This is a genomic window from Mesobacillus sp. AQ2 (genome assembly GCF_030122805.1).
GTDB classification, from domain to species: Bacteria; Bacillota; Bacilli; order Bacillales; family Cytobacillaceae; genus Mesobacillus; species Mesobacillus oceanisediminis_A.
Window position 1 is genome coordinate 757144 of sequence record NZ_CP126080.1, and the last position, 23706, is coordinate 780849.

General features: G+C 44.9%; 22 protein-coding genes and 1 pseudogene. 12 read left to right on the forward strand and 11 right to left on the reverse strand.

Annotated elements, in window-relative coordinates; all coding sequences use genetic code 11:
• Positions 1-14: 14 nt before the first annotated feature.
• Both QNH36_RS03795 and QNH36_RS03800 read left to right on the forward strand, forming a co-directional pair.
• On the forward strand, positions 15-884 hold the full coding sequence (locus QNH36_RS03795; protein ID WP_283904743.1) for an RNA polymerase sigma-70 factor: 870 nt from the start codon (positions 15-17) through the stop codon (positions 882-884).
• Positions 885-920: 36 nt separating this feature from the next.
• Positions 921-1574 carry a pyridoxine/pyridoxamine 5'-phosphate oxidase gene (locus QNH36_RS03800; RefSeq protein WP_283904744.1) on the forward strand — a complete coding sequence of 218 codons (654 nt, stop codon included), beginning with the start codon at positions 921-923 and terminating at the stop codon, positions 1572-1574.
• 66 nt (positions 1575-1640) lie between these two features.
• On the opposite strand, the gene QNH36_RS03805 is transcribed toward QNH36_RS03800, so the two are convergent.
• Together QNH36_RS03805 and QNH36_RS03810 are read right to left on the reverse strand one after the other, a co-directional pair.
• Entirely contained in the window at positions 1641-2381 is a 741-nt protein-coding gene (locus QNH36_RS03805; RefSeq protein ID WP_283904745.1) for an anti-sigma factor, read from the reverse strand.
• Positions 2368-2940, reverse strand: coding sequence for an RNA polymerase sigma factor (locus QNH36_RS03810; RefSeq protein ID WP_283904746.1), 573 nt, complete (start codon positions 2938-2940; stop codon positions 2368-2370). Before QNH36_RS03810 ends, QNH36_RS03805 begins: the two co-directional genes overlap by 14 nt.
• Positions 2941-3157: 217 nt before the next feature.
• On the opposite strand from QNH36_RS03810, the gene QNH36_RS03815 reads away from it, so the two are divergent.
• Positions 3158-4018, forward strand: a complete 861-nt coding sequence (locus QNH36_RS03815) for an AraC family transcriptional regulator (protein WP_283904747.1) — start codon at positions 3158-3160, stop codon at positions 4016-4018.
• Positions 4019-4343: 325 nt separating this feature from the next.
• Complete coding sequence (locus QNH36_RS03820) at positions 4344-4958, forward strand: LysE/ArgO family amino acid transporter (RefSeq protein WP_283904748.1); 615 nt, start codon at positions 4344-4346, stop codon at positions 4956-4958.
• Between the two features lie 127 nt (positions 4959-5085).
• Here the strand turns inward: QNH36_RS03820 and QNH36_RS03825 are convergent, their stop codons facing one another.
• The 5 genes from QNH36_RS03825 to QNH36_RS03845 form a co-directional block, all read right to left on the reverse strand.
• On the reverse strand, positions 5086-5286 hold the full coding sequence (locus QNH36_RS03825) for a YvrJ family protein (RefSeq protein ID WP_283904749.1): 201 nt from the start codon (positions 5284-5286) through the stop codon (positions 5086-5088).
• Positions 5287-5356: 70 nt separating this feature from the next.
• Complete coding sequence (locus QNH36_RS03830; protein WP_144475349.1) at positions 5357-5575, reverse strand: DUF2922 domain-containing protein; 219 nt, start codon at positions 5573-5575, stop codon at positions 5357-5359.
• 36 nt (positions 5576-5611) lie between these two features.
• On the reverse strand, positions 5612-5827 hold the full coding sequence (locus tag QNH36_RS03835) for a DUF1659 domain-containing protein (RefSeq protein ID WP_144475348.1): 216 nt from the start codon (positions 5825-5827) through the stop codon (positions 5612-5614).
• A gap of 398 nt (positions 5828-6225) precedes the next feature.
• Complete coding sequence (locus QNH36_RS03840) at positions 6226-6594, reverse strand: PH domain-containing protein (RefSeq protein ID WP_144475347.1); 369 nt, start codon at positions 6592-6594, stop codon at positions 6226-6228.
• A gap of 64 nt (positions 6595-6658) precedes the next feature.
• Positions 6659-7156: a DUF2269 family protein gene (locus QNH36_RS03845; RefSeq protein ID WP_283904750.1), complete on the reverse strand. Its 498-nt coding sequence runs from the start codon at positions 7154-7156 to the stop codon at positions 6659-6661.
• Positions 7157-7539: 383 nt separating this feature from the next.
• On the opposite strand from QNH36_RS03845, the gene QNH36_RS03850 reads away from it, so the two are divergent.
• A complete protein-coding gene (locus tag QNH36_RS03850; protein ID WP_283904751.1) occupies positions 7540-8787 on the forward strand; it encodes an MFS transporter in 1248 nt (415 codons plus the stop codon).
• Positions 8788-8824: 37 nt separating this feature from the next.
• Here QNH36_RS03850 and QNH36_RS03855 read toward each other — a convergent pair whose 3' ends face one another.
• The 3 genes from QNH36_RS03855 to QNH36_RS03865 form a co-directional block, all read right to left on the reverse strand.
• Positions 8825-10054, reverse strand: coding sequence for a DUF438 domain-containing protein (locus QNH36_RS03855; protein ID WP_283904752.1), 1230 nt, complete (start codon positions 10052-10054; stop codon positions 8825-8827).
• A 184-nt stretch (positions 10055-10238) separates the two neighbouring features.
• Positions 10239-11804 carry a sodium/solute symporter gene (locus tag QNH36_RS03860; protein WP_251543348.1) on the reverse strand — a complete coding sequence of 522 codons (1566 nt, stop codon included), beginning with the start codon at positions 11802-11804 and terminating at the stop codon, positions 10239-10241.
• Complete coding sequence (locus QNH36_RS03865) at positions 11804-12166, reverse strand: hypothetical protein (RefSeq protein WP_283904753.1); 363 nt, start codon at positions 12164-12166, stop codon at positions 11804-11806. The genes QNH36_RS03860 and QNH36_RS03865 overlap by 1 nt, the downstream gene beginning before the upstream one ends.
• 198 nt (positions 12167-12364) lie before the next feature.
• Here QNH36_RS03865 and QNH36_RS03870 point away from each other — a divergent pair, with 198 nt between their 5' ends.
• Positions 12365-13600 (forward strand): helix-turn-helix domain-containing protein, encoded by a 1236-nt coding sequence (locus tag QNH36_RS03870; RefSeq protein ID WP_283904754.1) that lies wholly within the window; start codon positions 12365-12367, stop codon positions 13598-13600.
• Between the two features lie 333 nt (positions 13601-13933).
• Here the strand turns inward: QNH36_RS03870 and QNH36_RS03875 are convergent, their stop codons facing one another.
• Entirely contained in the window at positions 13934-15673 is a 1740-nt protein-coding gene (locus QNH36_RS03875; protein WP_283904755.1) for an ABC transporter ATP-binding protein, read from the reverse strand.
• Between the two features lie 165 nt (positions 15674-15838).
• On the opposite strand from QNH36_RS03875, the gene QNH36_RS03880 reads away from it, so the two are divergent.
• From QNH36_RS03880 to QNH36_RS03905, 6 genes and pseudogenes are all read left to right on the forward strand, one after another.
• Positions 15839-16072 (forward strand): ABC transporter, encoded by a 234-nt coding sequence (locus QNH36_RS03880; protein WP_144475340.1) that lies wholly within the window; start codon positions 15839-15841, stop codon positions 16070-16072.
• A 200-nt stretch (positions 16073-16272) separates the two neighbouring features.
• Positions 16273-16479: pseudogene (locus tag QNH36_RS03885) on the forward strand (ABC transporter permease); the annotation flags it as partial.
• A gap of 525 nt (positions 16480-17004) precedes the next feature.
• Complete coding sequence (locus tag QNH36_RS03890; protein WP_144475339.1) at positions 17005-17406, forward strand: hypothetical protein; 402 nt, start codon at positions 17005-17007, stop codon at positions 17404-17406.
• A gap of 184 nt (positions 17407-17590) precedes the next feature.
• Positions 17591-19774, forward strand: a complete 2184-nt coding sequence (locus QNH36_RS03895; RefSeq protein WP_283904756.1) for a sensor domain-containing protein — start codon at positions 17591-17593, stop codon at positions 19772-19774.
• A gap of 278 nt (positions 19775-20052) precedes the next feature.
• Positions 20053-22833 carry a response regulator gene (locus QNH36_RS03900; RefSeq protein WP_283904757.1) on the forward strand — a complete coding sequence of 927 codons (2781 nt, stop codon included), beginning with the start codon at positions 20053-20055 and terminating at the stop codon, positions 22831-22833.
• A gap of 39 nt (positions 22834-22872) precedes the next feature.
• Entirely contained in the window at positions 22873-23679 is an 807-nt protein-coding gene (locus QNH36_RS03905; RefSeq protein WP_283904758.1) for a CheR family methyltransferase, read from the forward strand.
• Positions 23680-23706 lie beyond the last annotated feature (27 nt).

Sequence of the window (23706 nt, forward strand, 5' to 3'; positions counted from 1 at the left end):
TGGGGAGTGTGGAGTTGAAGGATCTATATTCGGGGTATCAACCGCTGCTTTTTTCGATTGCTTATCGAATGCTCGGCAGTGTGTCAGATGCAGAAGATATCGTACAGGATGTGTACCTGCAGATAAGTGAAAAGACGATTGAACAGGTGGAAAATAAAAAAGCTTATCTGTGTAAAATGGTGACAAACAGATGTATTGATTATTTCAAATCAGCCAGGTATAAGCGTGAAGTCTATATTGGTCCTTGGCTTCCTGATCCTCTGATTTTAAAAGACTATGACCCAATCTCAGAGGTTATGAACCAGGAAGCCCTTTCGTTTGCCTTTCTGCTTTTACTGGAAAATTTGAATCCAATTGAGCGAGCTGTATTCATTCTTAGGGAAGTACTGGGATACGATTACAATAAGATTTCTTATATAGTCGATCGAAGCGAACCTAACTGCAGAAAAATCCTGAGCAGGGTAAAGAAACAATTCCCGTTAAAAGAAGTATCAACAGGAAAACCTGAACCGAAAAACAAGGAGACGATTCAGGCATTCGTGTCTGCCTTATATCATGGAAACATTCAGAAGGTTGAAGAGTTATTGGGTAAAGAAGTGACCCTGTATTCAGATGGCGGAGGAAACGTCTACGCTGCTTTAAAGCCTGTAATTTCAAAGGATCTGGTTACCCGATTTATTTTAAACATCATAAAGCAAAATCATCATGCTGAAGAGCCTGCAGTTGTTAAAATGGTCAATGTGAATGGTGAGTTGGGACTGCTGGTAAAAGGAAAGGACAATATTTTGACCGTAATCAGCTTCCATGTCAAAAACGATCAAATTACAGACATCTATATTGTCAGGAATCCTGAAAAATTAAAGCATGTGTCTTTGGATGCGTAAACTTATGTCTGAAAAAGCATTGACTGGGAGGTTTCTATGGAGGATATCAGGAAAGTGATAAGACAAAGTAAAACACTCGTTGGCCCGTTTCCGCCATTTAATGTTGAAGACACAGCAGAACACCCATATGATCTTTTTCTGGAATGGTTTCAGGTTGCGATTGATAATGGCGTTAATGAGCCACACTCGATGACACTTTCAACAACGGATGCTAATGGGTGTCCGGACGCCCGTGTGCTGATTATCAAAGATGTGGATCAACATGGTTGGTATTTCGCCTCCAGTTCAGAAAGCGAGAAAGGCAAACAGATAGAGAATAATCCTCATGTTGCTATGACTTTTTATTGGTCGGAAATCGGGAGACAAGTGAGGATCCGCGGAAAAGCGGTAAAGATGGATCAAGAAGTTTGTACGCAGGACTTCTTAAAGCGGGGGACTGTAGCCCGGGCGATCGCTCTGCTTGGAAAACAAAGTACCGTAATGAACCGGCAACAGGAAGCTGATGAGGCGGTACGTAATCAGATGGCCATTTTGCAACAACAGCCGAACCTGGTGTATCCTTCCTGGACTTTGTACCGGACAGTTGCTGAAGAAGTGGAATTCTGGCAAGCGCAAGAGGATCGGAATCATATAAGATTAAAATATTTCTCTGAAAAAGATCACTGGTTAAAGCGTTTGTTATGGGCGTAGTGATTTAAACTGTAAAAAGAAGAGCCTGAAGGAGTTAGGTGAATTCCCGCTCAGGCTCTGTTTATTTTAAAGCTGTGATGCTAAAACAATTTCTCCTTTTGGCTGCTGGCTGTCAGGAGTTGGTTCAAGTGTGACTGCGATGGTGGTCCATTTGTGCTCACCTTTGTATTTAACCGAGTAGGTGACGGCACCTTTTCCTTCCGGAGTAGTGCGGAAAGTTCCTGCCCTGAATTTTTCGCCGGCTTCATCAATGAGCCAAACCTGGTAGGCTTCATTGCCGGTTAAAGGCTTGAGGTTGCTTGCCTGGACAACTAGGGCCATTCCTTCTTCTTTTTTGATCATGGCTGCTTCAGCGTTTCCTTCGTAACCTTCTGAAACCGCCAATTGAACCTGTTTTACGATTTCATCTGTTCCTTCCCGTGGACTTTCGCTGAGCTCCTGGCCGGATTGGTTCAAATAAAAGTACGCGTTAGCCGATAAGGAAAGAAGCAATGACGCGGCCAGAAGAGGCTGCAGCCATCTGTAACTCCGGCGTTGGTATTCCTTTATTTCTGTTGGTTTATCCAGTTCCTCAGGTGCTTCACTCTCTTCAAAGACGGAAGCAAGGATTCGGTCCTTCATTCCTGCATTTGGCTCGATCAGTTCTGCTGAAAAAGGAAGGTCAGCTGTCAGCATATTCAGTTCCTCCAGCTCTTCACGGCAATCTTTGCACGTGGCTAAATGATTCACAAATAACGATTTTTCCTCGTCACTCAGTGTGTTATTAAAATAATCCAGTAAACATTCACATGTCTTATGATCGGTCATAGCTATGATCCCTCCCTTCCCTGATCCCGCTTATTGTTTTATGGAGATGCTTAAGAGCCAATCGTATTCGTCCTTTTACCGTCCCAAGTGGAATTTGGAAGGTATCGGCAATTTTTTGCTGTGAGAGTCCTTTAAAATAAAAAAGTTCCACGATTTGCTTCTGCTCTTCAGTCAATTGATTGATGGCCGCCCTGATTTCACTCCGCTTTTCTTTCCATTCTGCCATTTCTTCCACGGAAGGTTCAATGGATTTTAATGCATCGCGGTCCTCAAGCTCGACATGGTTCTCATCTTTTTTACGAAGACAATCAATCGCAGCATATCGGGTAACGGTCAAAATCCAGGAAGAAAATTTCCCTTTCGTTTCATCATACATTCCCGTTTTCGTCCACAGTTTGAGGAAAACATCCTGCACGATTTCCTCTGACAGATCACGCCTGCCAGTCAACCTGTATGCGAACGAAAACAGAAGCTTTTCATATCGGTCATATAAGAGTTCAAGTGCCCGTTTATCTTTTGCCTGCAAACGTGCATAAAGCTCGATATCATGTTCGCTCATACGTTTCTCCTTCTATATGTATTTTGTAACATCATAACCTATTTATTTAAAGATGTATTTTTAGAGTTTGCTGAGCTAACGATTTAAAGATGAATAAAGATCATTTTTTTAGAAAAAAAGGAACTGGGGATTTTATATAGAACTGACAAACATGAGCAAAAAATGACCGGAATCCAGAATGTAAACTTGATAGGATGAATTTAAGGGAGTGAGTTGTATGGCGTGGATTGAAGCTTTGCAAAGGGCGATTGACTATATGGAGGAGCATCTGCTCGAGGAAATAACGGTGGAGGAGATTTCCAGACAGGCCAATTCATCTCCATTCCATTTTCAGCGTACGTTTGCCCTTTTGACAGATATATCTGTCGGTGAGTACTTGCGGCGCAGACGACTGACGCTGGCAGCAGGTGAACTGTGCAGCAGCGATGCCAGGATTATTGATCTTGCGCTGAAATATGGCTATGACACTCCCGAAGCATTTACGAAGGCTTTTCGCAGGCAGCATGGCATTTCGCCAAGTGAAGCGAGAAAGTACACTGGGAAGCTGAAATCATATAGCCGCCTGGGAATCCAGGTGAGTCTGAAGGGAGCGGAACCGATGCAGTACAGAGTGGTGGAACAGGAAGGTTTTGAAGTGATTGGAATCAAACAGGGATTTTCCTATGAAAATGGGGAAAATCTCGCTGGCATTCCAAAAATGTGGGAGAAAGCAAACCAGGATGGAACCTGCGATTTCTTGTTGAGTAAAAACAACGAGCATGTAAAAGGTCTTCTTGGTGTCTGTGTAGACCAAAGCAAAATACAGGTAAAGCAGATGGATTATTGGGTCGCTGCGGCATATGATGGAGAAACACCAGATGGCTATTTGAAAATGGAGATTCCTGCATCCAAGTGGGCGATCTTCGAAGTCCACGGACCGATGCCAGACGCCATGCAAAACGTATGGAAGCAAATCTTTACAGAATGGTTCCCATCGAGCGGATACCAGCATGCCGGCACCCCGGAGCTAGAGGTGTATACAGCAGGAAACTCAGCTGATCACGATTACTATTCAGAGGTCTGGATACCGGTAAAATAGTTTTTTTGATTATTAATCAAACGTTTGATTAAATGAAAAGAAACCGTTAAGTCTAAAGGGGCAATAGCAAATGGCGAGGGTATTACCCACGCCATTTTCCTATTGTGCCAGCTAATGTTTTTCAAAGGGGAATAATTAGCTTTTTAACCATCGTATAAATGACAGGCAGGAAGTCAACCTTTCGGACAATTTGGTGAAAAATAATCCTTTTTCTAAATGATTATTGAAGCTTTGTTGGCTTGGATTCCTCTGATTGGTTGGAGACATAGAAACAGTTTCAAAATAAAATAGGCTTAATAATATGAAACAAATGGGAGAGCTTTTGATGTTAGAAGCATTTATTCATGGATTTATACTTGCACTTGGATTAATCTTGCCGCTTGGTGTTCAAAATGTATTTATCTTTAATCAAGGGGCATTACAGCCAAGGTATAGGAATGTACTTCCAGCTGTGATAACAGCTGCTTTATGCGATACCCTGTTAATTTCGGTATCTGTTTTAGGAGTATCCTTGCTCATTCTGGGTTCATTTTGGTTTAAAGTTATTTTAGTCGGTGGAGGAATAATTTTTTTAGTCTATATGGGATGGACCACATGGAACACTAAACCAAATAATGAAAAAGGTTCAATTGCAAAGGAATTTTCTATTAAGAAACAAATATTATTTGCAGCTTCTGTTTCGTTATTGAATCCACATGCCATTATGGACACTGTTGGGGTAATTGGAACAAGCTCCATCAGATTCGAGGGGGAAGAAAAAATAATATTTGCGGTTACAGCGATTTTGGTTTCATGGATTTGGTTTTTTGCGATTTCCTATATTGGGAGGATCACTGGAAAAATTGATAAGTCCGGAAAAGTCTTGCTGATTCTAAATAAGATATCAGCCTTGGTCATGTGGGCGGCGGCAGGGTATCTTTTTTTGTCTTTTAATCAATAAAACAAGTGAAACTAAAAAATGAAAAAATCACAAAAATGGCATGCCAAAACTGATGTCAGTTTGCACGCCATTCATTGCCTTTTTTATAGATGCAACTTAAACGGATCTTTGAAAGATGGCCGATGGGTCAGTTTATTTCGCGAATTGGGTCCTGGGTGACTTTGGCCGGATACATCGTCTCAGGGTCAGGCCTTTCCTGCAATCTCGCCGGCAAGCTCTGGATTGATTGGACGACGGTATCTAACTTGGCTTCAATCCGGTGAAGCAAGTAGAGTGTCACGACAATCGGGAACCCCACGTCGCTGATGAACGGAATCAGCTGCTCCATTTGCGATTCCTCCTTTCTTTAGTTGTTATAAAAAGAGCCGGTCTCAGTTAGTAGACCGGCTCAAGCTTTATTAGATCAGTTCATAGTCTGTTACATTGCGTTCGATGATACGAGCACTGTCAACGGCGACAAGGGTGCCATTCGTTAGCAGGAACGCGTTGGAAGCGATGATCTGCTCCATTGCCAGCTTGACTGCCGCTGGATCGACAGGCTCTGTAGGGTTATCAACCGTCAGCTTGGCGAATTTGCCAAGATCAGTAGCGAATTGCAACTCAAGAGTTTTAGCCATGTATTTCACCTCCTATTAGATTGATAGAATGCCAGATTAGATGATATCGAAACTGTCGTTACGCTCCACAGAGCTTAACAAGTTTGCGCTCAGGCCGCCAAGAGCCACAGCCGCTTGCTGGACCTGATCAGGAGTCGCTTCCTTTCTCACATAGCGGTACGTCTTGCCCTTGAAGATCGGTTCGCCCTTTTCATCAAGACCAGCCTCGAACACAAGCCTCATATTCGAATCCTTCAACATCGCCATTGCCATTTGCCTCACCTCCTTTCACCTTCTATATACAGGCGGGGAGGGGAAAAGGACAGGGCGGGAAAATTTTTTCAGGAATCTAGTAGAGTGATTGATTGCTATCGGACGAAACGGAAGGAGAAGAAAGTAAAAGTGTCCGATAGAAGGGCTCTAACGGACAAACCGGGAGGAGAAGAAGGGAAAAGTGTCCGATAGAAGGGCTGTATCGAACAAAACGGAAGGAGAAGAAGGGAAAAGTGTCCGATAGGAGGGCTCTAACGGACAATCCAGGAGGAGAAGAAGGAAAAAGTGTCCGATAGAAGGCTCAATAGGATTTTCTAAGGGAATAAAAAAAGATTTTATTATTCAGGCATAAAAAAAGCATTCCTGTCCCCGAACCAGGAATGCTTTCTCATCTCATATTACAGAAGTGCCTCGGCAATCAGCTTATCGAATTTCCGGATGTCGACGCCTTTTTTCAGGTTGACCTTGATATGGCCTGCCCTGGTCCATAGTTCCACTTCGGCGTTCACATCAAACAGGCTGCCGGCGTTTTCGGTGGACCACATGTTGATGGAAGAGTAAGGCAAGGAGTAGATTTCGACTTTTTTGCCGGTAAGTCCCTGAGCGTCCCGGACGATCAATCGCTTGTTGGTGAAAATTGCGCTGTCGCGGATGGTTTTATAGGCGGCGACTGCTGTCTCCCCTTCCACTAAAAGTTCATCCACATCGTTTGGGATTGGGCATTCCGAGATGAATGTCCATGCTAGGATTGCTTGAGTTGCGACCATTACGATAACCTCCTCAAATAAGTATCTTCCTTTCTTTTATTCTGTATTTTTATGGGAATACCTGCTAAATCTTTTTCTTTTTCCAGGGTCTTAAAAAGGAAATGATAAAGATGAAAATGGTGACGGCAACTTGAAAATAGACTGCAATTTGCCTTGTTTCGTGATTTTGAATGAACATGGGATTGCTTAATGCTGCTTCTTTTTGTGTCTCGAGTAACTCCATATTTTCGACCATCAGCGCGTCCACTACAAAGATCCCGACAATTGTTTGAATGATATACAGTACGAATTTCACGCCAACCCATCTATGCTTGAAAAATCCCCAATTGGTGAAGAAGCCATATATGAAGCCGACCAGAAGGGTTCCGATCGCTCCCCATCTGACAATTTGGTCACTGATCGTGATGATATTTTTGTAGCCAAGGTAGGCATCGTCATATTGAGTGAAATCAATATGGAGGTTTAACGCTACGGAGCTCAAAATCCCTCCAAAGAATAACACCACCAGAAAGACGTGCAATATTTTTAACCATCTTAAGCCCTTTGGCCCTATTTTTTTCATGTCCTATACCTCCAGGTTACTTTATGCTGCTTTTTTATTATAGAAGGAGGGGGATAATCCAATAATGTTCCACAGCCTTAAACATCAGTACGGCTGTGGTCTTATTTTTACCGTAAAAAGGCAGCAGTCTCCATGCTTCCTACCGTATTGATTTAGATTCTGTTTTCAGGTAGTATGGTAATACTATTTTATGGAAGGGTGACTTGGGGCGATGAATAACTAATCCTGTTTGAGAATGAATTGGAATACATCAATTTTTCTGGATAGGATTAGGCCTGCCCTTCTGAGAACTCAATGTTAAATAGGAATATGCCGTGGTATGTTCTGTGTTCTTTTTGTGGTTGAAGTGCCTCTCTATCCAGTTTAGAATAGGGGGCTTTTTTATGTCGGAAGTGACACATGACCAAAAAGTGGGCATGGGTGCATTGTTTAAAAATCAGGTAATCCGGACAATTTTGCTTTCGGTGCTGTTTCTGCAAATCGGGATTTGGGTCCGGAATTATTCGATCCTGTTGTATGTTATTGAGAAGACGAACGAAAACCCGATTGCGGTTTCTTTGATATCTGTTGCTGAATTCGCACCGATTTTCTTGTTTTCGTTTATAGGCGGGACGTTCGCGGATCGCTGGCGGCCGAAGAGGACGATGATCTGGTGTGATCTGTTAAGTGCCGTATCTGTTTTTGCGGTGCTGCTGACGTTGTTTTTTGGCAGCTGGAAAATGATTTTCTTCGCGACATTGGTTTCTTCCATCCTGTCGCAATTTTCACAGCCGTCCGGAATGAAGTTGTTCAAGCAGCATGTACCAATGGAACTTGTCCAGATGGGGATGTCGATGTACCAGACCGTCTTTGCGCTCTTTATGATTCTTGGGCCAGTTCTTGGGACCTTTGTCTATCAGCGCTTCGGGATTCTCGCATCTGTCGCCGTCATGGGAGTTGCCTTCATTTGCTCCGCGGCGGTGTTGCTGATGCTGCCTGCAGACAAGGAACCAGACGCTGAAAAACCAAAAACCACGCTGATGGAAGAGATGAAGGCGGGATTCCGCTATGTATTGAACAGCAGGGCGCTGTCATTGCTGGGCGGATGTTTCGCGGCAGCCGGCCTTGCCATCGGATTGACGCAGCCGCTTGGCGTATTCCTGATTACCGAAAGGCTGGGATTGCCTAAGGAAGAGCTGCAGTGGCTAATGGCCGCGTTTGGAGTGGGAATGATTCTGGGCGGGGGCATCACAGTTGCGATTTCGAGGAAGGTTCAGCCGCAGGTGCTGCTGGCGATCGGTTTGGCTGCCAGTGCAATCGGGTTTATCGGGATGGGATTATCAACCGTATTCTGGCTGACATTGACGGCACAATTTTTCTCCGGATTGTTCATGCCATGCATTCACATCGGAATCAATACAATGATTTTACAAAACACTGAAGAATCCTTCATTGGGCGCGTGAATGGTATCCTTAACCCAGTCTTTATGGGGGCGATGGTGATCACCATGTCAGCAGCAGGATGGCTGAAAACGCATCTTTCTATTGTTTACATTTATGAAACTGCAGCAATCCTGCTCTTTATTGGGATTATCGTTTTGGTTCCTTTGATGAAAAAGACTCCGAAGGTAAGCCTGGAAGAGGGAGTATAAGGGAAAGGAGGTCCTTTTTAAGGGCCTCCTTTTCTTGTTACGACAAAATCCTCTTTTCACCTTCAATCGCCTTAATTGGGTCGATGTTCTGCGTGAACTCGAGGGTGCCGATGTACTGGTTGTCCTCGCCACGAACTGCGAAGTAACGGATGTAGACGAATTTGTCACGGACCTTAATCCAAAAGTCTTCGGTATCCTTTTTGCCTGATTTAAAATCGCGTAATAGGTCTTCGACGACATGGACGCTTCTTGGCGGGTGGCAGTTCTGGACGGTCCGGCCGATGACGGCTTTTGTACGAGCGAAAATTCGTTCTTTTCCATGTGAAAAATATCGGACGACATCATCCTGGTCAATGAAGGTGATATCGACCGGCAGATGGTTAAGCAGCAATTCGAGCTGCTTAAGGGAAAGGATTCCCGTTTCCATTTTAATATAGCCTTCAGAAATGGCGTCTGCGTCGATGTGTTTTCTGGCCGGTTTCCATTCCCCAGCAGGGGCTGTCAGACAATACCCGATCTCATCGCTTTCCCGGGCGATTTTTACCCATTCATCCTCCGTAAAATTTTGCAAGGCCATTGGGAAGAGGATGTTTTCTTCTCTGTAAATCATATCGCTTACTTCTCTGAGGACAAACTGGACCTCTTCGATCACGCCATTTTGATCGCCATCATAATTGGTCAGTTTTTTCTTCGCTAATTTGATCCCGTCGCGGATGAAATCGTCAATTCTCCACATATTTGTCGTTGGACCGTAAATCCCGTACTTTTCAAGGTATGGGAAAATCAAGTTTTCTTTGCGGCTGTAGTGTTTGTCAATGTCATAGAGAAGGCTGCAATCCTCTAGCAGAAGATTGATATTCTCGGTGCTGTCTTCTATGGCAAATTGTTCAAGATGAACTCGAAGTCTATTTTGTAAAAGCTGTTCAATCTCACGGTTTTCCATTTCGAAGGTGTGAACGGGATGTCCTGGCTGATGCTCCGGTCCATTCATGGAGTAGGCCTGTTCGATCGCCCCTTTAAACATCTCAGAATGAGCGGAATAGATCCGCTGCATTTCCGCCACTGACAAATCTCCTTCGGCCAGCTCAACATGCTCAAGACCGGCGATTTCATCGATCGTTATTTTTCCAATAAAAGCATCAAAATGGGCTTTGACCTCATTCACATTTTTTCCATCATGAAGATCTTTAAAAAGCTGCTTTAAAGTTGCCTTACGTTTTGTAGGATCCATTGCTTTCAATTCACGATTATTTATCATTTCACTCATGTCCATGCTCCTCCCAGAGTGTATAGGATGCAGTTCATCATGTTTCATATCGTAAAAATACCACTTATCCAGACTTGAAGTAGTGATGTAAATCATTTCTTTAAAAAGAATTCATCCTTAGAAGGAGTATGGACTATAAAAAGAAGAAAGGACCCCGGGAAATCTCCCGGGGTCCTGGAAATGATTATGCTGCCTCAGATTCTTTAGAATGGACTTGCTTCATAAATTCATTTACATCAGATGGTACCTTGCGATCAAGCTTCGAGACAATGTACACGGACAGGAATCCGATTGGGACTGTGATGATTCCCGGTACGTTGAATTGCAGGAATTCCGGCAGGGTGGTCTTGAAGAAAATCATATACATGGATGCGGCAAGGCCAATGACAAGGCCGGCAATTGCTCCTTTTTCCGTCATTCCCCTCCACCAAATGCCAAGGATAAAGATTGGTGTGAACGTGCTTGCCGCCACCGTGAAGGCGAGGGCGACGAGGTGGCCGATGGAGGCTTCTTTTACCATCAGGCCAAGCGCTCCGTACAGTACACCAAGGACAATGATTGAGACTTTTCCAGCGATGACACGCTCTTTTTCAGTAATATTTTTACGGAAGAAAGTTGCGTACAAGTCATGGGCCAGGGCACCTGAGCTAGCGATGAACAGCCCGGAAAGATTTGAGAAGACAGCTGCGAAAGCACCGGCGATGACAAGGCCAAGCAGCCATTCTCCGCCAAGTGCCTGTGCTGTGGACGGAACGACCATGTTGTTTCCGCCGGCAATCAGGTCTTTCATGACAGCCGGATCCGCTTCACCAGTCAGGAAGATTGAGCGTCCAACTACTCCAAGGTAAACAGCGAACAGGAAGAACACGCTTGCAATTCCGATGGCCATCAGGGCGGATCTGCGAGCTGCTTTCGCGCTTGGGTTTGTATAGAAGCGCAAAAGGATGTGCGGCAGGCCGATTGTTCCAAGGGAAAGCCCGATTGTCATCGAAATGGTCTGCCAGAAGGACGGGAAGTAGTTGCCAGTTCCAGTCCAGACGGAACCATCGAACGGGATATCTTTTCCGTCAGTCGTGAAGCCTGCTGTACCTGTGATCGTCCCTTTGAACTCATTAATTGATGCAAGGATTTCTTGGTAATGGAGCCCGCCCCAGATGGCTGCACCGACCATAAGGAGGAACGCTCCAAGGCGAATCCATAATTCAAGCGCCTGGTTAAGCGTGGTTCCCTTCATGCCTCCGATTCCTACATAGAAAATCATTACGGAGCAGGTGAAGATGATTCCGAATTCGTAGCTAGTCCCAAAAAACATGCTCAGGATCTGGGCTGCACCAAGCAGCTGAGGGGCTGCATAAAAACCTGATATCGCCAGGACAACAGCCACGGCTGCAAGACGGGCCCGGCGGCTGTGGAAGCGATAGGCCAGAAAGTCGGCGACAGTATAGGCACCAAAGCGGCGAAGCGGTCCAGCGACGAAAATCGCGAGCAATGTCAGCCCGATGGAAAAGCAGAATGCATAATACGCGCCATCGTAGCCCAACTGATAGGTGAGCCCGGCAATTCCAAGGAAAGTGGCTGCGCTCAAATAGTCGCCGCCAATAGCCGAGCCGTTCGTGAACCAGCCGAAGCTGCGCCCGCCGACGAAGTAGTCGGAAGCCGTCGCGCTTCTTTTGGTCAAGTAGGTAATGTAGACAATAGTACCCATCAAAATCATGGTTAACAGGAATTTTGGTTCAAGGAAAGTGGACATCAGCCAATCCTCCTTCCGTCGGCAGAAGATGCAGATTGCTGTGCTTGATGCTGCTTCAGACGCTTTTCATATAAATTTGTATGGATAAATGCAATGATAAACGCCATCGCCATTGCGACGATCGAGGTCAAGAACCAGCTGTAAGTCATGCCGCCCCACATGCGCGAGAACATGAAATCCCCTGCATACCAGTTCAAAATAGGAATCGAAAGGATAAAAACATAATAAAAGAGCGTAAGTTTAATGCCAGTACTGAATTCACTTTTCATGATTTTCTTTGTTTCCGGATCAAGCGGCGCGAGTTCGCTAACATCAATTGTATCAGCCGCTACATAATTATACTCCCGATAATCTCCTGCCAAATATGACTCCCCCTTGAAAAAAATTTGCCTGCCGCTGGTAATCATTTCCCTCCTTTAGGCAAGCCATGATATGATTAAATTGATTTTACGACAGAGAATTGTCCAATGCCTTACAATAAATTATCAGAAATATACAAATATTTAAGATTGATTTAATTTTTATACATTTGGATGAATATTCGAAAGGGGGTGACGGCTTTGTATCGTATATTGCTTTCCGTTGAAGATGTGAAAGAATATCAGAAGCTTGGCGGCTGGATCCATGAAGAATGCAAGGAGAGTTGCAAGCTGGTAGAACATGAGAATGATTTACATATCGCCATTATTGAAGTGAACAAATGGCATGATTGGGTAAAAATACACCGTTTCCGCAAACGGAATAAAGGCTGCCGAATCATTCCGCTGCTCGACCCGTCCTTGCTGCACACCTCTCCACTGGCAATCGAGTTCAAGCTGACATACCTTCTTGTAAAATCAGTTAAGCAGCGCGTCTTTCTGCGCACATTGAAGCGAGCGATCGATGAAATCAAAACAGAAATCAATAGATTCACAGAAAGCGACGAATTATTCCATTCTATCGTTGCGGATTCGGGTGTTGGAGGCAATGCCCTTCCTTTTAAAGAAGCCTTTTTGCGCAGGCTTTTATCAGGGGATGTGCAGACGGAGGAGGAGCTGCTGCAATCGCGTTTCTTCCTCCCGGGGGAGGCTTTTTCTAACGTAGTCCTGTTCATACAGGGATTCGTCCGCTGTCCGGCTAAGCGGAGGGAAGAAGGCTGGCAGGCATCAATTGTCATCCAGGATTCTTTTAAAAAGCAGTTTGAAGGGCAACAGCTCACTTTCCTATCCTATCGAAAACATTTGCTCATGCTGCTCCAAGTGCAGACCGAATATGGCTCAATGAAGCATTGGAAAGAGGGAGAGGCCAGTATCCTGGAGACCATTGAGTCACTCGAAACTGAATACGGTATCCAGCTTTATATTGGTGTTGGTTCCGTTTACCGCGAACCGCTGCTCCTGCACCATTCCTACAAGGAAGCATGCAAGGCCAGGCGGACGTCTCCATATGAAAGGCTTCAGCTTCGCTACTTCGAGGAAATTACGAAGGACGTGCAAATTACAAAGTGCACCGAGTATATTTCCCGGTTCTGTACAGAAGACTTATCCATCAAGCAAGTTGCCGATCAAATCAATCTCAGCGTTCCCTATTTCAGCCGGATTTTCAAACAAGAAACCGGACGGAACTTCGTCGAGTATGTCACCTTCGTCCGCATGCAGCGCGCTGTCTGGCTGCTGCGCCACACCGACCACACCATAGAAGCCATCGCTGAAGAACTAGGGTACAACACCCCCAACTACTTCAGCGGCACTTTTAAAAAATATGTTGGGCTGTCACCAAGGGACTATCGTGCTACTGAGGAAGTTATTTTCGTATAGATGAGGAATGGTTGCAGGGTGAAATTAGATGAGAGATTTTATTATATAAGATATTTTTTTGATGGCTACTATAATCAGTCGTATGATGATCATTTAGAAGATCGGTTTGATTAGAAAACGAGTTTCATAGCAGGTTAAAAAAGGAAATAGTGGATCTTGAACAGGTTTATTTTCAAAAAGATTTAGCAATCTGACAAAAGATAGATGGATTCATTCATGAGGATAGTCTGAGATATCTTCACTATAAAGATGGTTCAAAAAAATGTTTGTTTTGGAGCTGATGAAAAAAGAGTTTTCTTTCCAAAATACTATGGAAGAAAACTGCTTTTTAGATTATGCCAGCTGCTGCTCGGCAAACTCTCTATATAAATCATGCGACTGGATCAATTCCTGATGTGTGCCCATACCGGTCACTCGTCCTTTTTCGATAAAAACGATCTTGTCGGCATTGACGATCGTGGAAAGTCTGTGGGCGATGACAAATGTCGTCCTGCCTTCCATAAGCCGGGTGAGTGCCTGCTGGACGATGCCTTCTGATTGGCTGTCGAGACTGGCTGTCGCTTCGTCCATCATCAGAATTTTTGGGTCGCGAAGGAAGGCACGGGCAATCGCGATCCGCTGTCTTTGTCCACCTGACAGTTTGACGCCTCGTTCGCCGACTTCGGTATCAAGCCCTTTCGGAAAATCTACGATGAACTGATCGGCATACGCCATTTTTGCCACTTCCCAAAGGACTTCATCCGGGATTTTATCGCCATTTTCCAGCCCGTAATAAAGGTTTTCGCGGATGGTTCCAGCCATCATCGCACTTTCCTGTGAAACATAGCCGATTTGGCTTCGCCACGAGTTAAGTGAAAGCTGCTGGATGTTCGTATCACCAATTCTGATTTCTCCCCGGGTTGGTTCATAAAACCGCTCAATCAGGCCAAACATCGTCGTTTTCCCGCCGCCGCTCGGCCCTACGAAGGCAACCATCTGCCCGGGCTGTGCTTCCAGCGAAACTCTCTCAATGACGGGTTCCTCTTCACTATAAGCGAAAGAAACCTGTTCAATCGTGATCTGCTTGTTGCTGATATCCATTTCAACACCCTCACCATTTTCCTCCAGAGGCTGGTCCAGAATCTCGATGATGCGTTCAGTCGCTCCCTTTGCTTTTTGCAGCTGCGTGAAGAACATCGCAAATGAGGTGATTGGCATGATGATCTGGAATAAGTAAAGCAGGAAGGCGATGAGTGCGCCTGTCGACATGGTTCCGTTCACCACGCGCATGCCGCCATAGGCGATGATGATGACGATGACGACCATGATCATCAGCTGCATGATCGGCCCAATCAAGGCAAAAATCCTTGCTTCCTTCAAGCCATAGTTGAACAGCTTGCCAATTCCGTTAAAACCGTTCTCTTCTTCAATTTTCTCCGCAGTCGAAGCCTTCATTAACCGGATTTCCCCGAGCGTCTGGGTGATATGACCTGTAAATATAGCTGTCTCATCCTGCAGGCCACGTGCGATTTTCGCCATTTTTCTGCCAAGCGGAATCATGATGGCAAGTGTCAGCGGAACAGAAATGAGCATCAGTAAAGTCATTTTCCAATCCATCACAAGCAAGATCACCACAGCGCCGATGATCGAGATGATACCCGTGGCGAAATTCGGAAAATGGCTCGTGATCAGCTCCTTGACAATACTGGTGTCATTGACAATCCGGCTGACCGTTTCCCCGCTCGACTGCTTGTCAAAATAACGCACCGGCATCCGGATCAGTTTCGACCACATCCGTTCGCGCAGCCGGGCAACGACCTTCTGCCCAACGTAACTAAGCAGGTAAATCGAAATCCCGCTGATCAGCGCTTGAATAATAAAGGCAGCTCCAATGGCGAGGACAAGCGGAAAGCTGATTGCTTCAACAGAAAAACCATCTACAAGGTTCTTCGTCAGAAGCGGAACGACCAGGCCGGCCAGAGTCGTGATGAAACTGGCAGCCATCCCCGTAAAAAGAGCCCCCTTTGGAATATTCGTGGATAGAACAAGTGATAAGAAGGGCTTTAAACTTGTTGGCTGTTTCTCTTTCTCCATTACAATTCTCCTATTCGTTCTGGATGATTCCATCATAAACCAGTTTCAGCATAGATGGAAATATGGGTGCATGGCATAAAAAGGTAACAAAATCGCCCCTTTTATAAACAAGCAATGACGTACATGCATATCATAAAGGTGAACAATAGTTTGGAGGTGAAGCATATGAGTAACGGTGTTCATGCTGCATGCAGCGTGTTCGATTTGTTTCTTGGAATCCTTGTAGGTGTAGGATTGATCCTGTTGTCTACTTTTGGTTTAGTCGCTGCGGTCCTAGCCGGACTTGGCGCATTGGCTGGTACAATAAATACCATTGTAGGCATCATTGGGTTAATCGTGGTCATCCTGTTTGCCTACTGCCTCATTCGAATGTTATGGCGTTGTTGTTTCGGAGGTTAGTGCTAGGAGCGAAAATGAAAAATTCGTATGAACAATCACTGATTTAAGGTTGTTTAAAACGGCAGACAAACTCGATGCTATCGGGGTGTCTGTCGTTTTTTTGTTGTAGGACAATAACACCCACAACATGATAACCCTAATCTCCCGGTTTAGTTCTAAAGATATTGAAACTTTTTATATATCAATCTCGTAAACAAGAAGTGAAAAGCAACTTACTGACACTGATAGGCGGCGTACTTGGCATCCTGTTCGGCTGGGGTGGGCACCATTGATTTCGTATTTTGAAGGATGGCCAGTCGTGACCGGCGCCAAGCTGTACTCGATGATCATTGGCGTCGTCTTCGGACTGCTGCCGGCCAATAAAGCATCAAGCACTCGATCCGATTGAATCTATGAGATATGAATAGACATGCGGATCTGTTGAATTTGGAAAAAGTGCGGCGGACGCCTGAAAAAGTTCTCGCTGCATTTTTAACTGAAAAAAAGACCAGAAAATTTCCAATTCGCTATATTAATTAGAAAGTCGCTATAAAAATGAAAAACTCGCTATATTAAACAGAAAGTCGCTATAAAAATGAAAAACTCGCTATATTAAACAGAAAGTCGCTATAAAAATGAAAAACTCGCTATATTAATCAGAAAGTCGCTATAAAAATGAAAAACTCGCTATATTAATTAGAAAGTCGCTATAAAAATGAAAAACTCGCTATATTAATCAGAGAGTCGCTATAAAAATGAAAAACTCGCTATATTAATCAGAAAGTCGCTATATAAATGAAAAACTCGCTATATTAATCAGAAAGTCGCTATAAAAATGGAAAACTCGCTATATTAATCAGAAAGTCGCTATATAAATGAAAAAGTCGTTATAAAAGAGTAAAGGCAATTACTTTTACTTGTTTCCGAACCGCAAAAATGAGGATGTGTACGTTATGACGTGTCATTATTTCATCGCAACAATGAAACCGATAGAAAAATTCCACATGGAGTGCAATGATTACCCATTTTTAAGCGGGGAGGACTATAAAAAGGAACTGCCGCTCTCCCTTCCTTATGTTTATGAATATGGAGGGGAAGACATGGAGTTTCTAAATTTCCTCGATGGCTTCATGGAGTACGGTGATGTAGTGGAGCACTATATTTATGAAGAAGGAAAATGGGGAAGGGCATTGTCTTCCAACCATCCAGAAGAAGCTAGGACCATCAATCTTTATCAAAAAACCTATATGGACCAATATGGAGAATATCAGCTGAATGAGAAGTCCTGGAAGGAAGAGCTCGCCAGAAAGACGATTGCTTCAAAGCGGAGTATTACGACCTTTGTAAAATATTAGCCACCCCCGAGAAGGAACAGATTACAATTTAAGAAAGCTCCAGGAGAAGGCCTTTGATTTAAAGGCTTTTTTTGGCGGAAAAATCATTTGTAAACATATACCAGTGTAACCATAGTCAGGGAGTGTCGATATATATACAAGGACATGTATATACTTCTGATTTTTATAAGGGACGGTGATTTTCATGCAGCCAGATATAAATAACAGCTCTTTTTTTGATGTGTACCAATCATTATTCAATTTTAACCATGATGGCTGCTATGCCCTTGATAAGGATGGAAATTTTATTTTATTCAATAAAGCGGCCATAGAAATCACCGGATACCCGCTGGATGAAGCACTGGGAATGAACTTCGTTTCGATTGTCCACGAGGATTTCCTTGAGGAGACAATCGGGCATTTTAAGCGTGTAGTCAATGGTGAGCGTGAGAGGTTTGAAACGGTTATCAAAAGAAAAGAAACTGGAGAGCAAGTGAATTTGCTGCTGACAGTTGTGCCAATCAAGGTTGGCGATGAGATCCTCGGTGTGGTGGGGTGTGCCCAGGATATTTCGGTAAATAAGAGGCTTGAGGCGATGTTGAGCGGGAAGAACCGCATCCTGAAAATGATGGCGAAAGGAGCTTCTTTTCAGGAAGTGCTGGATGAGATTGTCTTTTTCGTCGAAAGTTTCACGAGCAGTGCACACTGTTCCATCTTAATTGCTGACCAGGAAGGGAAGCGGCTGATGCATGGTTCGTCCCCTAACTTGCCCCCGGCATATCATTCAGCCGTAGATGGATTGCCAATTGGCGAATATGCTGGCTCCTGCGGAAGGGCCGCCTTTATCAAGGAATCCGTGGTGGTCACCGATACAGAGGCCGATCCATTATGGGAGGACTATCGCGACATAGCGCTTTCTTATCATTTAAAAGCATGCTGGTCCTCGCCAGTTTTCGACGATGACCATAAGGTGATTGGTACGTTAAATATTTATTACTGTCGTGTGAGTTCTCCTCTGGAAAATGACAGGGAGATTATTGAGCAAGCGACGAATCTCACCAGTCTGGTCATCCAGCATTATGAGGCCAAAAAGAAAATAGATTTTATGGCCTATCATGACGCCCTTACGAGTTTGCCTAACCGCCGGCTTTTTGATGAAAGAGCCCAGAAGGCGATTGCCGAGACAAAGGTGGAAGATGGGGAAAAACTATGCCTAATGTTCCTTGACCTCGATCGTTTCAAGTTTGTGAATGATTCCCTCGGCCATTCGATAGGTGACAGGCTACTGGTTGAAGTCTCGGATAAATTTAAGCAGATTCTTGACAAGGGTACCTTGTTCTCAAGACAGGGGGGCGATGAGTTCACCATTTTGCTGGAGCATACAACCAAAGAACAAGCTCAAGACATGGCACGTGTCATCCTTGAAACGTTAGAGGAGCCCATTGTCATAGACGGCACGGATATTTTTATCTCAACAAGTATAGGCATGAGTTTTTATCCGGAAGATGGCGAGGATGCAGAAATGCTGCTCCGAAAAGCAGATGTGGCCATGTACCAGGCTAAGAAGCAAGGGCGCAATAACTTCCAGGCTTATGACGTGATGCTGGATGCAAGAGCATATGAGGAAATGCAAATCGAAAATGATCTCCGTAAAGCGCTTGAGCGGGATGAATTCGTCCTCCATTATCAGCCAATTGTGAATTTGTGCAAACACGAGATTAAAGGTGCGGAAGCGCTCATTCGCTGGGAAAATGAAAGGATCGGCATGGTACCGCCAGACCAGTTCATCCCGATTGCCGAGGAAACGGGCCTGATCATTCCGATTGGTGAGTGGGTGCTTAAAACGGCCTTAGTGCAGCTGAAGAAATGGCATGCGAATGGAATGAAGGATCTGACCATGTCAGTGAACTTATCCATCAGGCAATTTTACCAGCCAAACTTAATTTCGATGATCAGGGAAGCCCTTGGTCTAGCTGGAGTCGAGCCGCATTTCCTTACGATTGAAATCACGGAAAGCATGACTATGGACGTGGAAAAAGCGAGCGTCATCCTGCGAGAACTGAAGAAGCTAGGTGTCAGTATTTCAATCGACGATTTCGGGACAGGTTACAGCTCGCTCAGCTATCTGAAAAGGTTCACGATTGACCACCTTAAAATTGACCGCAGCTTTGTCAGGGATATCGCGGAAAATAAAAGCGATGAAAACATCGCTACCACCATTATCCTGATGGCCCATAATCTTGGAATATCCGTCATCGCGGAAGGTGTTGAAACAGAGAGCCAGCTGAATCTGCTCAAACGGCATCGATGCAATGAAGCACAAGGATATCATTTCAGCAGGCCTGTGCCGGCAGAAGAGTTTACTAGAATAAAAGTTCCTTCTTTGTAAGGTCAAAGCATGTGGGGGAATTCGAAACCGAGTAAGAAACCGTCAAGGTTTTATACTCGGTTTTTCTATGTAAAATCCCTAGTCATTATATTGAATGCAATTAGTTTTGCGAAAACATAAATGAGAATTCGTGTTTTCTCGTAAACATAGCCATTCTTTCCCACATCATCTGTCGATCTCCTCTCAATGTTCGCCAATAGTACCTTGAAAATAGCTAAGTGACAGGGCTTTTGGTATATTGATAGAAGTATAGAATTCGAGCGAAGGCGGGGGAGAAGATGGGCTTTAAAAAGAAGCAATATGTCGGCTTGGGGCTGACGGTGTTATTCTTGTTCATCTTGTTATTTACAATTTTGGCGATGATGAATTCAATCAGGGGAAACCTGCTTGAGATCGTAGAAGATCGCTATGCAAAAGTGAGCACGGTTATGGAGATCAGGAAGGAGCTTTATCAGCGGGACCGTAACCTTGTTGAGTTAATCACGGAGTACGGGGAAGAAGAAGGGTCGACAATAGAGGAAACCAATGCTTCCCTCGACCAGATGGATATTGGCAAGGCGCTGTTGGAGCTGGAAACGATCCTGAATCGGAAAACATCAAAAGTACTGGTGGTTGAAGTCCAGGACGCCTATCGGGAATATGCGGTCATGGAAAATAAAATCAACGGCCTGATCGCGAATGGAGCGAGCCAGTCTGAAGTCCGCGGCCTCTATCAGAGTGAGATGGCGACCAGGGATGTATTATTTGAAAAAATCGAGGAGTTTAAAGATTATCAGGAAGAATTGATGAACAGCGCCATGAAGGAGGCAACCGGGACTTATGATAATCTGGTCACAGGTTTGGTTGGGATGGTCATCCTGGCCATCATCCTGATAACTGGCGTGATGCTCTGGGTCATCCGGGATACGGTCGGCACGGTCCATTCCTTTACGGAGTCGATCAAGAAGGTCAATTATGATGACTTATCCTCGATTCCTCGGATGGACGATGGCATAAAGGGTGAGTTTGGCGAGATTGCCCGAGCCTATAATTCGATGGCCGTTTCCATCGAAAAGCTCACTGAGAAGGAAAAGGAATATAATGAAGAAATGCAAGAACAGAACTGGATCCAATCTAACTCCGTGGAGGTGGTGAAGCTTTATGGCAGAGAAGTGACCGTTTCTTCCCTGGCAGAAAACTTCATGAAAAAGCTGACACCTATAATGGACGGAAACCTAGGAGTTTTTTATCTTAAAGACGAATCTGCTGGAAAGCCGTATTTTAAAAAGATTGCATCCTTTGCTGATGAAGCTGGGCGTGACGGCTTTGTAGCAGGTGAAGGGATGATTGGCCAATGTGCTGAGGAAAAACGCACGGTTGTGATGAATGACATTCCTGCCGACTACAGGACAATTTCTACGGGGCTTGGTGATGCAGCGCCGAAGAGCATCGTCATGGCTCCAGTCATGCTGAAGGATGAAGTGGTTGCAGTGGTGGAAGTTGCGAGCTTGTCCAGGTTCACTCCAGCCAGCCTGAAGCTTCTTGAAAATGTCCTTGAAACCCTGGGAATCGGACTTGCCAATATCATTGGCCGAATGGAAGTGGAGCGTTTATTGCTAGAGTCGCAGGCCCAGACGGAAGAGCTGCAGGCCCAATCCGAGGAACTGCAATCCCAATCTGAGGAACTGCAGGCACAGTCAGAAGAATTGCAAATGCAGACTGAGGAGCTGCGGATGATGAATGAGCAGCTGGAGGAACGTACACGCGACGCTGAGCTGAAATCCGAAGAACTGCAGGCGGCGAAGGAAGATTTGGAACAGAAGGCAAGAGAGCTTGAACAAAGCTCGACCTATAAATCGGAGTTCCTGGCGAATATGTCCCATGAATTGCGAACGCCATTAAACAGTATCCTTCTTCTTTCCGAGATGCTGCTTGATGATGAAGAGAACGGTCTTTCCGATGAGCAAAAAGAATTCTCAAAGGTCATACATTCGTCCGGACAGGATTTGCTGAATTTGATCAATGACATCCTGGACTTGTCCAAGGTAGAAGCCGGTAAGCTGGAAGTGAGCTTCGAAGAGGTGTTCCTTGATGAGTTTACCGAACGAATGGAGCGCCAATTTGCCCAGGCTGCAAAGAATAAAAAGATCGATTTTACCGTTGAAAAGGCGGACGATGTAACGCCAATCATCTATACAGATGAACAAAGATTGCAGCAGATTTTGAAAAATCTTCTGTCCAATGCCTTCAAGTTTACCGAAAAAGGCTCTGTCTCCGTCAAAATCGAGAAAGCGTATGGGAAGGAAACGATTGGATGTCCTCTAAAAGGGCAGTCTGATACGTGGGTGAAATTCTCGGTGACGGATTCGGGGATTGGCATTCCGAAAGATAAGCAAAGGATGATTTTTGAAGCGTTCCAGCAGGTAGACGGCGCGACCATGAGGAAGTACGGCGGCACCGGGCTCGGCCTGTCGATTTCCAGAGAGTTCGCCATGCTTCTTGGCGGAGTCTGCAAGGTGGAAAGCAAGGAAGGCGAGGGCAGCACATTCACACTCATCATCCCTAACCTGCCGGACGGCTATCCTTCCCTTGGCGGTTTTGAAGTGAACGATCAGGTGGCAGCATCCTTGGAGAGAACGGCAGCACCTGAGCCGCTTTTACCAGATCCGCCGCAAGCGGAAGAAGAAATCATTGTTGGAGAAACAACCGTCCTGACTGGTAAAACGGTTGTGATTGCGGACGATGACCACCGCAATATTTTCACCTTGAAGAATGTCCTGCAAAAAGAGGGCATGAAGGTGGTTACGGCTGACAATGGGGAAGACTGTCTTGAAAAGATGAAGGAAATCGATGCGGATATCGTCCTGATGGATATCATGATGCCGGTCATGGATGGATATGAAGCCATCAGGCAAATCCGCAGGAACGAAAATAACAAGGAGCTTCCGATCATCGCACTGACAGCAAAGGCAATGAAGGGCGACCGTGAAAAATGCCTTGATGCAGGAGCGAATGATTACATCAGCAAACCGATGAAGCTGGACCAGCTGTTGTCAGCCATGCGCGTTTGGCTGTCATAGATGCTGGGAGCGATCAGGATGAAAGCAGAGGGTTGAAAGGTGAAAAACGAAGAATTAGAACTGGAATTGCTTTTGTTGGCGATCTATCGTCTGTCCGGCTATGACTTCAGGAATTATATGCGCTCTTCGATCATGAGGAGAACGACTGCAAGAATGAATGCTGAAAAATTGTCCAGCATCACAAGCCTGACCGAAAAAATCATCCATAATGAGCGGGTTTTGGATGAGATACTCAAGGACTTTTCAATCAATGTCACTGAAATGTTCCGGGATCCTTCTTTTTTCAAAGCATTGCGCGAAGAAGTGGTTCCGCTTTTGAGGGAGCTGCCGGAGATCCGGATCTGGCATGCTGGCTGTTCGACCGGGGAAGAAGCCTATTCAATGGCGATTTTAATCGAGGAGGAGGGCCTTGCTGATCGGACAAAAATTTATGCGACAGACATGAACGAAACTGTTCTCGCGAAGGCTGAATCAGGGACAATGCCATTGCATAAAATGCAATCCTATACGAAAAATTACATCATGGCTGGAGGGAACAAATCGTTCTCTGAGTATTACGATGCGGACAGCGAATTCGCCCGCCTGAAGCATTCCTTGAAAAAGAACATCGTATTTGCCCAGCATAATCTGGTGACCGATGGTTCCTTTAACGAGTTCCATCTCATCATTTGCCGCAATGTCCTGATTTACTTCAATCTGGAGCTGCAGAAGCAGGTATTCCAGCTTTTTGATGAAAGCCTAAGTCCAAGAGGCTTTCTCGGTCTCGGAACAAAGGAAACCGTCAGGCCGGAACTTGGCTTTTTGGAAGCCTTCAATTCGAAGGAGAAACTATACCGAAAAAAATAACTAAGCATAAAGGCAGTGGATTAAAAA